Source organism: Nocardia sp. NPDC059228 (genome assembly GCF_042754245.1).
In the GTDB taxonomy this organism is placed as follows: domain Bacteria; phylum Actinomycetota; class Actinomycetes; order Mycobacteriales; family Mycobacteriaceae; genus Nocardia.
Window position 1 is genome coordinate 93,319 of record NZ_JBHZAL010000013.1, and the last position, 14,324, is coordinate 107,642.

General features: G+C 69.5%; 13 protein-coding genes. 7 read left to right on the top strand and 6 right to left on the bottom strand.

The genetic code is table 11. The annotated features are described in order from the left end of the window. Nucleotides 1-283 precede the first annotated feature (283 nt). From ACFXKA_RS21155 to ACFXKA_RS21175, 5 genes are read left to right on the top strand one after another with little or no spacing between them, the layout of a single operon-like run. Entirely contained in the window at nt 284-1,465 is a 1,182-nt protein-coding gene (locus ACFXKA_RS21155) for a 2-deoxy-scyllo-inosose synthase (protein ID WP_379428530.1), read from the top strand. Nucleotides 1,466-1,472: 7 nt separating this feature from the next. Beyond that, nucleotides 1,473-2,774: a DegT/DnrJ/EryC1/StrS family aminotransferase gene (locus ACFXKA_RS21160; RefSeq protein WP_379428531.1), complete on the top strand. Its 1,302-nt coding sequence runs from the start codon at nt 1,473-1,475 to the stop codon at nt 2,772-2,774. Further along, the gene (locus tag ACFXKA_RS21165) at nt 2,771-3,976 is read left to right on the top strand and encodes a GNAT family N-acetyltransferase (protein WP_379428532.1); all 1,206 of its coding nucleotides are present in this window, start codon (nt 2,771-2,773) and stop codon (nt 3,974-3,976) included. Before ACFXKA_RS21160 ends, ACFXKA_RS21165 begins: the two co-directional genes overlap by 4 nt. 27 nt (nt 3,977-4,003) lie before the next feature. Next, entirely contained in the window at nt 4,004-5,143 is a 1,140-nt protein-coding gene (locus tag ACFXKA_RS21170; protein WP_379428533.1) for a cytochrome P450, read from the top strand. 28 nt (nt 5,144-5,171) lie between these two features. Then, on the top strand, nt 5,172-6,791 hold the full coding sequence (locus ACFXKA_RS21175) for an MDR family MFS transporter (RefSeq protein WP_379428534.1): 1,620 nt from the start codon (nt 5,172-5,174) through the stop codon (nt 6,789-6,791). A 337-nt stretch (nt 6,792-7,128) separates the two neighbouring features. Here the strand turns inward: ACFXKA_RS21175 and ACFXKA_RS21180 are convergent, their stop codons facing one another. From ACFXKA_RS21180 to ACFXKA_RS21195, 4 genes are all read right to left on the bottom strand, one after another. Further along, a complete protein-coding gene (locus ACFXKA_RS21180) occupies nt 7,129-7,338 on the bottom strand; it encodes a hypothetical protein (protein ID WP_354832956.1) in 210 nt (69 codons plus the stop codon). 307 nt (nt 7,339-7,645) lie between these two features. Continuing rightward, nucleotides 7,646-8,218 carry a dihydrofolate reductase family protein gene (locus tag ACFXKA_RS21185; protein ID WP_379428535.1) on the bottom strand — a complete coding sequence of 191 codons (573 nt, stop codon included), beginning with the start codon at nt 8,216-8,218 and terminating at the stop codon, nt 7,646-7,648. Nucleotides 8,219-8,279: 61 nt separating this feature from the next. Then, complete coding sequence (locus ACFXKA_RS21190; protein ID WP_379428536.1) at nt 8,280-9,014, bottom strand: SRPBCC domain-containing protein; 735 nt, start codon at nt 9,012-9,014, stop codon at nt 8,280-8,282. A 2-nt stretch (nt 9,015-9,016) separates the two neighbouring features. Next, nucleotides 9,017-9,634 (bottom strand): ArsR/SmtB family transcription factor, encoded by a 618-nt coding sequence (locus ACFXKA_RS21195; protein ID WP_379428537.1) that lies wholly within the window; start codon nt 9,632-9,634, stop codon nt 9,017-9,019. A gap of 465 nt (nt 9,635-10,099) precedes the next feature. Between ACFXKA_RS21195 and ACFXKA_RS21200 the strand changes: the two genes are divergently transcribed. Beyond that, complete coding sequence (locus ACFXKA_RS21200) at nt 10,100-11,278, top strand: NAD(P)/FAD-dependent oxidoreductase (RefSeq protein ID WP_379428538.1); 1,179 nt, start codon at nt 10,100-10,102, stop codon at nt 11,276-11,278. Nucleotides 11,279-11,304: 26 nt separating this feature from the next. Here ACFXKA_RS21200 and ACFXKA_RS21205 read toward each other — a convergent pair whose 3' ends face one another. Further along, nucleotides 11,305-12,528 (bottom strand): site-specific integrase, encoded by a 1,224-nt coding sequence (locus tag ACFXKA_RS21205; protein WP_354832944.1) that lies wholly within the window; start codon nt 12,526-12,528, stop codon nt 11,305-11,307. Nucleotides 12,529-12,551: 23 nt separating this feature from the next. On the opposite strand from ACFXKA_RS21205, the gene ACFXKA_RS21210 reads away from it, so the two are divergent. After that, nucleotides 12,552-13,769 (top strand): epoxide hydrolase family protein, encoded by a 1,218-nt coding sequence (locus ACFXKA_RS21210; RefSeq protein WP_379428539.1) that lies wholly within the window; start codon nt 12,552-12,554, stop codon nt 13,767-13,769. A gap of 113 nt (nt 13,770-13,882) precedes the next feature. Here the strand turns inward: ACFXKA_RS21210 and ACFXKA_RS21215 are convergent, their stop codons facing one another. After that, nucleotides 13,883-14,311 carry a nitroreductase family deazaflavin-dependent oxidoreductase gene (locus ACFXKA_RS21215; RefSeq protein WP_379428540.1) on the bottom strand — a complete coding sequence of 143 codons (429 nt, stop codon included), beginning with the start codon at nt 14,309-14,311 and terminating at the stop codon, nt 13,883-13,885. Nucleotides 14,312-14,324: the final 13 nt, after the last annotated feature.

Below are 14,324 nucleotides of genomic sequence, written 5' to 3' on the forward strand. Positions count from 1 at the left end.
TCGAACAGATCAGCGTGCCTCCACCCTAGGTGCCCGCCCGCCGCCGGGTGCGGTGGAACGACGAGCCGGGGTGCCCGGATGCGGCGATACCACCGCCGGTGGTCGCGGTGCGGAAACCGGTTTCGCGCAGTGGTGCTCGCGAATTCGCCTGCTCATGACTGGGGTATCCGAGCGGTTGCCAAGCGGGGAGCTCGCATTCGATATTGGCCGTGCGAGGGACGGCAGCGGCGCCGGCCGGGGAGTCGATGGGGGTATCGGCGAATAGCGAGGAGCGGCACCGGAAATGGCCAGTAATTCATTGTCGGGCGACGAATCGGGGCTGCGGTCGCGCCCGATAGTGATCGGGGAACAATCGTTTCCCTATTATTTCGGCCGCGACTGCACCACCGAGATCGGTGCGGCCATCGCCGCGCTGGGCGCGGACCGGCTGGTATTCGTCACCGATGACGAGGTGCTGTCGCGCTACCGCCGTGATATCGACCGGCTGGCCGGATCGATTCCGTCCCTGATCCTTTCGCATCCCTCCGGCGAGTCGATGAAAACGCTGACCTGCCTGTCCGGCCACCTGGAAGCCGCCTTGCGCGCGGGCATCACGCGACGGTCGGTAGTGGTGTCCTTCGGGGGTGGTGTGCCCGGCAATCTGGCGGGGCTGATGGCGAATCTGCTGTTCCGGGGTGTGCGGCTGGTGCACGTACCGACCACGACCATCGCGGCGATGGATTCGGTGCTCTCGCTCAAGCAGGCCATCAACAGCGGAGTGGGCAAGAACCATCTGGGCACCTATTACGCGCCCGAGGCGGTATTCACCGACGTCGAGTTCTTCACCACCCTGCCCGAACGTGAATTGCGCTCGGGCCTGTGCGAAATGGCGAAGAACTGCCTCGCCATCGACCCGTCCGCATTGGCCGGGTTGCGAGCGGTGATCGGCAACATGACCGCACCGGATTCGCTGCTGTGGCTGCTGGACGCCAGCATCGCCGCGAAATCCGCGGTCACCCGGGACGACACGTACGAGCGCGGCGCGGGGCTGGTCCTCGAATACGGTCACACCGCCGGCCACGCCATCGAGATCTGCGATCATCGCGTGCGCGGCGCGGCGGGCCTGCCGCACGGCGCCGCGATTGCGCTGGGAATGCTGGTGGCCGCGCACATCTCGCACGCGCGCGGGTGGCTGTCCGACGACGAGGTGAGCGTCCACTACGAGATCGTCACCGGTCTGGGGGTGGAGCCCGCGCTGCCGGATTCGGTGCGTATCGACGATGTGCTCGCGGTGGTCGCCGACGACAACAAGAGGGGCTATCTGCCGCCTCGGCCCGATGCGGTGCCGTTCGTGCTGCTGCGCGCTCTCGGACGCCCGGAGTGCACCGGCGGCCTGCCGCTGGTGCCGGTGGCGGTGCGCGAGATCCGCGCCGCCCTCGACGTGATCGCTCAGCCGTCGGCGTCCGCGCCGGTCGTGGTCGGGTAGGCCCGCCGTGCTCGCGATACTCGGCGGCCCGCCGGTGCGCGCGGCGCGCCCGTGGCCACGCTGGCCCCAGTACGACAATCGCACCGCCGCGGAACTGCTTGCGGCACTGCACTCGTCGCGGTGGTCGGTCACCTGGTACAGCCCGAACGGCGGCAAGTCCCGGGAGCGGATGTTCGGGGAGGCGTTCGCCCGCTACAACGGCGCGGACTACGGGGTCAGCGTCGACCACGGCTCGAGCGCCCTGGTCATCGCGCTCGAAGCGCTCGACGTCGGCCCCGGCGACGAGGTGATCGTGCCCGCCATGACCTGGGTTGCCCCGGCCACCGCGGTGCTGCGGGTGGGCGCGGTCCCGGTGCTCGTCGACGTCGATGCCGCCACCGGCTGCCTCACCGCCGACCACCTCGGCGCCGCGGTCTCACCACGCACCAGAGCGGTCATCGTGGTGCACCTGGCCTGTACCGCAGCCGAACTCGACCGGATCACCGCGGTCACCGACGCCGCCGGGCTCGCGCTGATCGAGGACTGCTCGCAGGCCCACGGCACCCGATGGGCCGGACGCGCGGTCGGTACCTTCGGCCAGATCGGCGTCTTCAGCCTCGGGGCCGCCAAATCCCTCGCCGCCGGGGAGGCGGGGGCCGCGATCACGGGCAGCCCGGAGCTCTACCGGCGAATGCTCATGCTGCGCGCCGACTCCCGCGGATACACCGACGACGGTCCCGCGCCCGGGGAATACGAGCTCGTCGAGGACGGCACGGTCATGGGCGCGAACTATTGCATGTCCGAACTGACCGCGGCGCTGCTGCTCGACCAGCTGCCACGCCTGGACGACCAGCACACGATCCGGGAGACGCGCGCCAAGGAACTCGAAGCCGGCCTGCCCGGAATCCCCGGCCTGGCACCCATTCCGGTGCCCGCCCCGGTGGATCGGCGAGCCGTCTATGAATACGGAATCCGTTTCGAGCCCGGCACTTTCGGTGACGCCACCGTCGACCAGGTGGCCGCGGCCCTCACCGCCGAACTGGGCACCAGGGTCTACCCGCCGCGCGCGCCCCTGCACCGCAGCGCCCTGCTGCGCCCGCACACCAAACCCCGCTTCGCGCGCTGGTGGGCCGGCGCCGTCGAACGCGCCGCCGGTCGCCCCCTCCCCGGAGCCGACCACTACCGCGACCACACCCTGCTGCTGCACCACAGCGTGCTGCTGGGCCGGCGCGGCGACGTCGACGACATCCTGACCGCGCTCGACAAGGTGCGCACCCACGCCGCCGACCTGCCCGCGCACCCCGCTCCCGACCCGAAAGGCATGGCATGACATCGGAACTCATGGCGGACTGGGAGAGCCGCATCATCGACGGCATCATCACCCGCCGGGCCGTCGAATCGGACTGGGACGAGCTGCGCGGGCGGTATGCCCGCGCATTCGGCGGGGTGAAGACCCACGATTTCGAGGCATGGAAGCGACAGTTCCGGCTCGAGGACATCGCGGTGGTCGAGGACGTCTCGATGGCGCGGCAACCGCGCATCGTGGGGACCGCCGCGATCATCCGCACCACGGTGACCGCGCCCGGCGGCGCGCAGTTGTCGGTCGCGGCGTGCGCGCAGGGCATGGTCGCCACCACCCACCAGAAGCGCGGCATCTACGCCAAGGTTCAGGCCGAGCTCATGACCATCGCCATGGAGACCGAAGCGGACGTGCTGGCTGCCATGCCCGGCCCGGGCGGCAGCTACGCCTATGTCGGGGTCACGACGCACACCCGGCACCTGCGCATCGACCGGGGACGCGCGAAACTGCGGGTCTCCGAGCGGGATTCGGCCTCGGTGCGCGAGGTCGGGCTGGCGGAATCGGTGGGGGAGCTGCGGCGGATCTACGCGCTGTGGCAGCAGGCCACCCCGGGCGCACTGGATCGCGGCGAATCCTGGTGGGCGAGTGCCATCAGCCCGCAGTCCTTCATCATCGTGCACCCGGACGGGTACGTGATCTACGACCTGGCCGGGAATGCGGTGCTGGTCAAGGACTTCTGCGCACTCACCGTCGCCGCGCACCGGGAACTGCTGCGGTGCCTGCTCGGGCAGGGCGAGTACACGGAGATCCGGATGGACACCGCGCTCGACGACCCCACCCCGCTGCTGCTCGAGGACTCCCGCGCGGCCGCGGTGACCGGAATCGACGCGGGCATGTGGATGTGGATCCTGAACCTGCCCAAGGCCATCGCGTCGCGGGAGTTCCGCGGCGACTTCCACGGGGTGGTCGAGGTCGCCGATCCATGGGGCCTGAGCTCCGGCGCCTACCTGCTCGATATCGCGGGTGGTCGCAGCAGCTGGTCGCCCGTCGAGGAGGCCGTGGCCGATGTCCGCATCGGCCCGCTGGAACTCACCACCGCCTACTTCGGCGCACACACCCTCGGCGAGCTCGCGCGCGCCGGCCGCGTGGAGGAGATGACCACCGGTGCCCTCGAGGCGCTGGACCGTGCCTTCGCCCCCGCGCGGAAACCGTTCAACACCACGCCGTTCTGATCGAACTCCCCTGAGGACAGCACCGCCATGACAATGCCGCTCCCTCCGTCCATCTGCCCGGTGACCGGGGTCGTCGGATCCGGGGTCACCCGGGTCACCACCCCCACGGGCGATCCGGCCTGGCTGGCCACCGGTTACGAGCTGGTGCGCGACCTGTTCACCGATCCGCGGCTGGGCCGCGCGCATCGCACGCCGGAAACCGCGGCGCGGCTGGGGGAGTCGGCCTTCTCGGGCGGGCCGATCGGCAATTTCGACACCGAGCTCGAAGATCACGCGCGCATGCGCACCCTGCTGCAGCCGCACTTCTCGCCCAGGCGGATGCGGGAGTTGCGGCCGCGGGTCGAGCAACTCACCTCGGAGCTGCTCGACGCGATGGCCGAGCAGGGCTCGCCCGCCGATCTGCAGGCCGCGCTCGCCCTGCCGCTGCCGCTGCTGGTGATCTGCGAGCTGCTCGGGGTGCCGTACACCGACCGGAACCTGTTCCGGGACTGGGTCGACGCGGTCGGCAATGTCGCCGACCGCGCCAAGGTCGAGCAGGGGGTGGCCGAGCTGTTCGCCTACTGTCTGGAGCTGGTCGGGGAGAAGCGCCGCGATCCCGGCGACGACGTCGTGTCCCGGCTGTGCGCGATCGACGGCGTCGCCGACACCGAAATCGCCACGCACGCCATGGTTCTGCTGTTCGCCGGGCACGAGACCTCGGCGGTGCAGATCGGGGTCGGGGTGCGCATGCTGCTGGAGAATCCCGGCCAGTGGCGGCTGCTGCACGAACGGCCCGAACTGGTGGCCTCGGCCGCCGAGGAACTGCTGCGCGCCTGCGACGCCAGCAGCCTGCCCCGGTACGCGCGCAGTGCGCTCGAAGTCGCCGATGTGCAGATCGCGGCCGGTGATCTGGTGCTGCTGGGCATCGCCTCCGCCAATCACGACCGGGCGCTGTTCACCGATCCCGAGCGCGTGGACATCACCCGGCAGGAGGCCGCACACTTCCTGTTCGGCTACGGCCCCCGCTACTGCCTCGGTGCGCCGCTGGCCCGGCTCGAATTGCAGGTCGCCTTCGGGCAACTCGTGCGCCGATTCCCCACCCTGACCCTCGCCGTCGACCCGGCCACCCTCGCCGAGCGAGACGAGGTCTTCACCGGCGGACTGACCGCGCTGCCCGTGCGCTGGTGACCACCCTTCAGCACCGAGGACTCACGAAATGGCTCTCGCCACCACCGATTCCGCGCCCCTCGTCATGACACAGCGGCGCATCTGGCTCATCTTCGCGGCCCTGTCCGCCGGACTGCTGCTCGCCAGCCTCGATCAGATGATCACCGGCGCGGCCATGCCCACCATCGTGGGTCAGCTCGGCGGCGTCCCGCACATGGCCTGGACCACCACCGCCTACCTGCTGGCCACCACCCTCGTCATGCCGCTGTACGGCAAGTTCGGCGACCTGTTCGGGCGGCGCCGGCTTTTCCTGTTCGCCATCACCGTGTTCACGGCGGCCTCCTTCGGTGCGGCGGTGTCGACCGGGTTCTGGGAGTTCATCGCCTTCCGGGCGCTGCAGGGCGTGGGCGGCGGCGGGCTGATGATTCTCGCCCAGGCCACCATGGCCGATGTGGTGCCCGCCCGGGAACTCGGCAAATACGGTGCGCCGATGGGCGCGATCTACGGGCTCACGGCGGTCGGCGGACCCATCCTCGGCGGCGAGTTCGCCGATCACCTGGGCTGGCGATGGTGCTTCTGGATCAATGTGCCGATCGGGTTGGCGGCCTTGATCATTGCCGCACGATATCTGACCTTGCCCAGCAAGCGGCCGGCCGTGCGGCCGGACTATCTCGGCGCGGCGCTGATGAGCGCGGGCACCACCCTGCTCATCCTGATCAGCGACTGGGGTGGCAAGCGCTACGGGTGGGGCTCGCCGACGATACTCGCCATGATGGTGACCGTGGCGGTGGTGATCTCGGTATTCATCGGCGTGGAATCACGAGCCGCCGAACCGATGCTGCCGCTGCGACTGTTCCGCAACCGCACCTTCGCGACCACCTCGCTGCTCGGTTTCATCATGGGGCTGATCATGTTCGCGTCGGTGGCGTTCGTGCCGACGTTTCTCCAAATGGCCACGGGCGTCTCGGCATCGGCGTCCGGGCTGCTGTCGATCCCCATGACCATCGGCATGTTCCTGACCGTGTCCGTCACCCTGGGTGCGGTGACCCGCACCGGCCGCTGCCGGGTCTACCCGCCACTGGGCGTGGTCATCATCGCCGCCGGCATGATCTGGATGACGCGCCTGGACGCGCACACCCCGGCGTCGGTGGTGTCGACGATGCTGTTCGTCATCGGACTGGGGCTCGGCATGGTCATGCAGCTGCTGGTGCTGCTGGTCCAGAACGCCGTTCCCGCAACGGATGTCGGGACCGCGACGAGTGCGAACAACTACTTCCGTGAGATGGGCGGCGCGCTGGGCGTCGCCATCTTCGGTTCCATCTTCACCCACCGTCTCACCGGCAACCTGGACACCGCCTTCCGGGCGCACCCCGGCGAGGTGCTGTCCACCGGGGCCAACCCGGCGGCCCTGCCGCCGACGGTCGTCGACCACCTTCCGGCGCCACTGCGCGATGCCATCGTCGGGTCCTACGCCGATGCGCTGGTTCCGGTATTCGCCTACCTGCTCCCCGGCCTGGCCATCGCTTTCATTGTGGCCCTGCTGATTCCGCACATCCCCCTGGCGGACGTATCCGGCCTGGTCGCCCGCAACGAGGCGATCCACGACGCCGACCGCGATCCGCGCGACGAGAAGGAACCCACCACGATCCTCGGCACCCCGCCCGCCTGACCCGATCCCGCGCTCCGAATGGCCATCCGCCGGCAACTGCTGGCCGTGACTCGGACTCGAGAATTCGCCGATCCGGAGCTCAGACTCCAGCCCCACAGCGGCAGTCAGTAGTACAACTACGACATGGGAAGAGCGCCAACAGTCGTTCTCTACGTCCTCGCGCTGATAGTCGTAATCGTCGGCGTGGACATCCTCTTCTTCCGAAACCATTTCTGGGAACGCCTGATGGTGAACATCGGCATCGTCCTGATTTTCGCAGCCTTCTACCTCAGGTTCTTGAAGAGTTGACGCCGTGCGAGGCGGGCTGACCCACCTGCTGCGGACTGCGCGGTGCGGGTCAGACGAGTTCGACCTCGTCGAAACGGACGGTGAAGCTGTGGCGGCGTTCGCTCAGGACGCCGCCCTCCCGGTGGACCAGGCCTTCGCTGAAGTCGATGCGTAGTTCTTCCCGGTGCTCGTCGACGGTGCGCACGACGGCGCAGATTCCGATGAACGGCCCCTCCGGGAAGTACACGACGTCGCCCGGACCATAGTCGGTAAAGCCCACGCGGCCACAATAATCCACGCCGCTGTTCTTTGTCTGTGGGCGCGCTGGCGTGGTCGCCACCGGTGCGGCCGATCGATATGACATGGTGGACCGATGGCCACCTGGAGAGAGTTCGAGCATGCCGCGCCCGAACTGGCCGCCGCCGTGCGGGGCCTCGACACCCAGTCAGCCGGTGTGAGAACGGTCTTCGTGCCACTGCTCGACAGCAGTCTGCACAGCCAACTCATCTTCTTTGGCGTGGGCACCCGAGGCCCCCGCCGCGCCGCCCAGAATCACCTAGGGAACTGCCGGATCCGGGCCGGATGCCTCAGCGGACGACGTCGAAAATATTCTTCTGGATTCCGTTGGAGTAGGTGGCGGCCTCGACCAGCTTCAGCTTCTGGGCGTCCTTGTCGGACTCGGAGAACAGGCGCTTGCCCGCGCCGAGCAGGACCGGGAAGACCAGCAGGTGGTAGCGGTCGATGAGGCCCGCGTCGGAGAGGGCGCGGTTGAGCGAGGCGCTGCCGTGGATGATGATCGGGCCGCCGTCGGTGTCCTTCAGGGCGGCCACCTCGTCGAGGGTGCGCAGGATGGTGGTCTCGCCCCAGTTCGTCACCAGGTCGGCATCGGTGAGGGTGGTGGAGACGACGTATTTCGGCATGCCCTTGTACCCGGCGAAATCCGCCATGTCCGGCCACACCGGGCTGAACGCCTCATAGCTGACGCGGCCCATCAGCATCGCGGTGGCTTCCTCCTGCTCGCGTCCCTTGAGTTCGTAGGCCTCGGGAACGAATTCGACATCCTTGAAGGTCCAGCCGGAGTTCCGGTAGCCGGGTTCGCCACCCGGGCCCTCCACGACGCCGTCGAGGGAAATGAAGGCGGTGCTGATGAGAGTGCGCATGCTCTGCTCCTTGATATGTGTTGTGTCGGTTGGTGATTCGAATGGTTCGGCCGGGTCCGCTTCAGCCCAGCAAGCTGGTGAGCCACTGTTGCCAGGCGGCCTCGGCCCCGGCGGTGTCGGGACCGAACAGGTGATGGAACATCAGTGCCAGCCCGGTGGGCGCGTGGTGGAAGGTGTAGAGCCCGTCGGCGGTGCGGATCTCGAACCGCTCGTCGTCGGCCCAGACCACCTCACCGTCCAGCGGCGGCAGGCCCGCCGGTTCGGCCTGCACCCGCGCGCCCACCACCACCGGGTCCGGTAGCGCCAGCGCCCGGATGAGCGCCGACCGCACCGCCTGCCCGGAAGAGCCCATGGCGACGGCGAATACGGGAGCTGCGATCCGGCCCGGGAAGTGCGTCAGGTATTCGCGCAGCGTGTTCAGGTGGAACGGCCAGCCGCGGCGCAGGGCGTCGTATTCGTCTTGCCAGTCGTCGCCCAGCATGCCGCTGTGGACCACACGCAGCACGGTGCTGCCGCCCTCGCGTCCCTCGAGTAGATACTCGAAGGCCATGAACCGGCCGTCCTCGTCGGTCCCGGTGCGGGTGGCAAAGTGCTTGCCCGGCTCGTACGCGGTGATCACCGACTCTTCCCGCCGGCCACCGGTATCCATGGCAGCGGTCCCGCCGGTCCGTGCCTCGACCTCGTTGCGCCCCATGAACCAGGAGTCGATTCCCGGCCCGGTCGCGATCGCCTCCCAGACCTGGTCCGGGCTCGCGGGCAGGGTCGCCTCCAGCTCGATCTCGAACGGATGCCCCATGGTCAGTTCTCCTGTCCTGCTTCGGATTCGGTGTCTTTCCGCGCTGTGGGTATCTGGTGCATGCCGACAACCACCCGGTGGCCGCGCCCGCCCGGTGCGGACTCGTCGTGGTAGCGGCTGACCAGTGTGGTCACTGCCTGTGCCAGCTCCTCGGCGAACGCCGCCCGGTCGGCCGCCGAGGCGAACCGCACCTGCGCGTCGATTCCGAAGGTCGCGACCCGCCGCTGCGCCCGGGCCGCGCCGGTCAGCAGCGCCCCGACCTCCTGCACCAGCCGCGCGCCCAGCGCCACCAGCCACCGCGCCGACAGCTGGTCGGGTGAGCGCGCCGGATCCGGGCTGACCGCACCCAGCGCGCTGGGGGAGATCACGTAAGAGGCTGCCGTGGCCCGGAATACACGCTCGGTGACATTGCCCTTGCGCCGTTCCTCGACCAACTCGACCAGCCCGTGCCGCTCCAGCTCCTTGAGGTGGTAGTTCACCTTCTGCCGCGGTAGCCCGAGCCGACCGGCGAGCATGGCGGCCGAGCCCGGCTCGGCGAGAGCGGCGAGGATCCGGGACCGGATCGGGTCCAGGGAAGCCTCGGCCGCCGCGGGTTCTTCGATCACAGCGACGTCCAGCACCAACCCAGAATCCCACCGACAAAAATATTTGTCAAGGAAGGCGAAATTGTCGGTTGTCGAGTGCCGCGGGTCCCGTCCGCGGTCGCGTGACACCATCCAACCCTCCCGAGGTGGTCCGGCTGCCCGCCCGATTCCCGAGTCGTCGGCCCGGCTCCCGCGCGACGTCGGGTCGCGCCGACTGATCCCCGGTGCCGACGGCACCATCCGCTGGGCGTACCGCCGCATGACGGGCCGGCGCGTATCGCGTGAGAGCCTGACCGCGGCCATCACCCGCCACGCTCCGCGCATTTCGGTCAGAGACGGTCCGCCCTGACCTGATCCGAAGCGCTCGCGGCCCGCAAGCGACGGCCTCGGTGACGTGGGTGTCGCGGTGAGCCGCGTCACCCGACACGCGCCGCGATGTCACACATTGGGCTCGAATGGTGTCTTCATGTCCGATACCACCAACGGTGAAGGAGGGCGGACATGGAGCGGGTCGTCAGGGTCGTCGTGGTCGGCGGCGGATATGCGGGGATCATCGCGGCCAACCGGCTGCGGACTCGGGAGGATGTGAAGATCACGGTTCTCAACCCGCGGCCGCAGTTCGTGGAGCGAATTCGGCTGCACCAGTTGGTCGCCGGTTCCGGTTCCGCCGGGGTCGAGTACGACGCGCTGCTCGGCGCGGGGATCCGGCTGATCGTCGATGAGGCGACGGTGATCGATGGGGTGCGGCGCAGCGTGGCGCTGAAGAGCGGAGGCAATGTGGCCTACGACTACCTCATCTACGCCGTCGGCAGCCACGGGGCGGCCCCGGCCGTCCCGGGCGCAGCCGAATATGCCTACGACATCGCGGAATTCGAGCATGCCGAGCGGCTGCGCGATGCGCTGGCCGGTGCGGATGCGGCCGCACCGGTGACCGTGGTCGGTGCCGGGCCCACCGGCATCGAAACCGCCGCCGAGCTCGCCGAGCAGGGCCGCCCGGTCACCCTGGTGTGCGGGGGCCTGCTCGGCCCGTACCTGACAACCGCCGCCCGCCGCTCGGTCGCCCGGCAACTGACCGCACTCGGCGTGGCCATCGTCGACGGTCCGGATGCCAAAGTCACCGCCGTTCACCCGCACAGCGTCGTGCTGGCCGACGGTCGCGAACTGCCCAGCCCGATCACGGTGTGGACGGCCGGTTTCGGCGTGCCGGACCTGGCTGCCCGCAGCGGCCTGAGCACCGACGCCGTCGGCCGCCTGCTCACCGACGAAACCCTCACCAGCATCGACGATCCCCGCATCCTGGCCGCCGGTGACGCCGCCGCCCCCTCCGGCCAACCCCTGCGCATGAGCTGCCAGGCCGCCATCCCGCTCGGTGCCCATGCCGCCGGAACCATCCTGAGCCGCCTCGCCGAATCCGAGCCCGCCGCAATCGATATCGCGTTCATCGGCCAGTGCATCAGCCTGGGCCGCAAACGCGCGACCGTGCAGCTGGCCCACTTCGACGACACCGCTCGTCGGGCCTACCTGGCCGGCCGCGTTGCCGCCACCGTCAAGGAGGCGATCTGCAAATCCACCGTGTGGGGCCTCGCCCGCGAAGCCCGCAAACCGGGCTCCTACACCGCCATCAAGGGCGGCAAACGTCAGCAGCGCATTGCGGCCGCCGCAGCGATGGCCGATCAGTAGAGGTAGCCGGCCCGTCGAAATCGCCGCTACAAGCCCAGCTTCGTGACGGCGTTGTCCTCGAGCGGGTTGGCGGTCCGGATGTAGCCATGGACGGTGCGGGGGTTGGACCAGCGGCCCTGGCGCATGATCTCGCGGTCGCTGGCGCCGCCGAGGGCGGCCTGGGTGGCGAAGCCGGCGCGCAGGGAGTGACCGGAGAAGAGGGTGGGGTCGAGGCCGGCACGCGCGGCGTAGCGTTTGACGAGTTCGGCGACCGCGCGGCCGGACATGGCCGTGGCGGCGATGCCGCCGTGGCGTGAAATGGTCGGGAACAGCGGCAGATTCGGGTCGGTGAGGGTGGTGCCGGTGAAGCCGTGGCAGCGGTGGATGTGGGGGTCGGGCGGCGGGGTGGCGTCGAGCCAGGCGCGCAGGTCGGTGGCGGCGTGTGCCTCGCGCAGGCGGGTCCAGTCGGCGAAGGCGCAGACGGGGCAGGTGTGCGGGCGCTGACCGCGGGGCAGGGCGACGCGTTGTTCGTTGACACCGGTGGCGTCGGTCTTGGTGGCGGGCAGCTGGATCAGCAGCAGCGGCTCGCCGGTGGTGTGGTCGGTGGTGACCGCGACATCGGCGACCCGTAGCGCGGCGATCTCGCTGCGGCGCAGCGCCCCCGCGAATCCGACCAGCAACAGCAGTGTGTCGCGGCGGCGGGCCGGCTCGGTGGGCCACTGCGCGTCCGGCAACTCGTTCAGCAGCTGATCGAGGGTGTGCAGCAGCACCGGCCGCTTCCGCTTGGGCCGGCTGCGCCGGGTGCGGCGGATACCGCGCAGGGTCAGCCGCACCACGTCGCCACGGGTGGGGGAGGGCAAGCCGTTGGCGGCGTGCACGGCGGCCAGCGCCGCGGCCTTGCGCTCCAAAGTGGCGGCGCTGAAGGCCCATTCGCCGTTCTCCCGCCGCGCGTCCGCCGCCGCGGCCAGATACACCGCCACATCCAGGGCGTCCGCAGGTAGTGCCTGCCGCGCTTCCGCCGCGCACCAAGCCGCCCACGCGATCCAGTCGGTTCGGTACGCGCGCAAGGTATTCGCCGACTGCGACGCCTCGAGATATCGCCGCAGCGATCCGGCCTGCACCTCGTCGAAGCGATCGCGCACCAGCCGCAGCGCCGCCGCGTCGACCAGCACACTGCGCACCCCGCGTCGCAATTCGCCGCGCACCTCGTCGGGCACCGCGATCACCGCGGCCTGTTCCACCGGCTCGGTGACCTCCGTCGGATCTGGCATGTCCCCGACCCTAGATTGAATACGTGCTCCCGTTGCAGCAGACCCCGATTCACGTGTCCGACGACATCCTCGACGACCTCCGGCAGCGTCTGGCCCGGACCCGCTGGTTCGACGACGACGGCAATGCCGACGGCCACTACGGTGTGCCCACCGCCTACCTGCGCGAGCTGGTCGACCACTGGCGCACCGACTTCGATTGGCGCGCACAGGAAAAGGCCATGAACGCCTACGAGCACCACCGCGTCGAGGTGGACGGCGTCCCCATCCACTTCCTGCGCAAACCCGGCGTCGGCGACAACCCGATTCCGCTGATCCTCACCCACGGCTGGCCCTGGACCTTCTGGCACTGGTCCAAGGTGATCGATCCGCTGGCCGATCCGGCGGCACACGGCGGCGATCCCGCCGACGCGTTCGACGTCATCGTCCCCTCGCTGCCCGGTTTCGGCTTCTCCACCCCGATCCCGTCGCGCCCGGATCTGAACTTCTGGAAGATCGCCGACCTCTGGCACACCCTCATGACCGATGTGCTGGGCCATCGCACCTACGCCGCCGCCGGATGCGACGTCGGCGCCCTGGTCACCGGCCAGCTCGGCCACAAATACGCCGACGCCCTCTACGGCATCCACATCGGCTCGGGTCAGCGCCTGGACCTGTTCAACGGCGAACGCGCCTGGGACATCACCGGCGGCCGCCCGATTCCCGAAGGCTTGCCCGGCGACGTGCACGCGCGAATCATCGAGCTGGAGAAGCGATTCGCGGTCCACCTGACCGCCCAGATGCTCGCCCCCGCCACCCTGGCGCACGGCCTGTCGGATTCACCCGCGGGCATGCTGGCCTGGATCCTGGAGCGCTGGATGCGCTGGAGCGACCACCGCGGCGGCGACTTCGAATCCGTGTTCAGCAAGGACGAGGTGCTGACCCACGCGACCATCTACTGGGCCACCAACTGCATCGGCAGCTCGATGCGCCTCTACGCCAACCACAATCGCTACCCCTGGACCCCGTCCCACGACCGCTGGCCCGTGATCGAGGCCCCCACCGGCCTCACCTTCGTCGCCCACGAGAACCCGCCCGGCGTCACCACTGCCCAACGCGCGCGGCACTTCCGCGACAGCGACCGTGGCGCGTGGTACCACCTCGTGAATGTGACCGCCCACGACCACGGCGGCCATTTCATCCCCTGGGAGGTCCCGGCCGAGTGGACCGATGACCTCCGCCGCACCTTCCGCGACCGCCGCTAGCCTTGCGCCCCCTCTGCGATGGGGCTTGCGGGGAGGTCGCTCGCAAGCTCCCACGGAACGGCGGCGGACATCGGGTCAGGGGTCTTGCCGTGATCCGGCGAAACGCGACATTTTCACGCTGCGGCCGTGCGGGTCAGCACGACGACGGGAATCTCCCACGCCACTTTCGCTTGGAAATCCGCGATGAAGGGCGTCACCTCGAGCTGCCGGTCCCACAGCCGCGCCCGCTCGTCCCCGCTCGCGACCACGGCGATGACCGGCCAGGTCTCGGTGCCCACCTCGACCGTCCCGGCCGGGTTCGCCACCAGGTTGTGATACCAGCCCGGCCGGTGCGGCCGGCCGCCATTGGCGGCGAAGACCACCAGGCGGTCGCCGTCGCGCTGATAGGCCAGCGGCCAGGTGCGCTCCTGCCCGGTGCGGGCCCCGGTGGTGGTCAGCAACAGGAGATCACGCTCGGCGAACTGCCCGCCGACCTGTCCGCCCCCGGCCCGGAATTGCTCGATCACTTCTTCGTGCAGTCGCTGACGCGCAACGTCGGTCATGGTCGGCATCAAC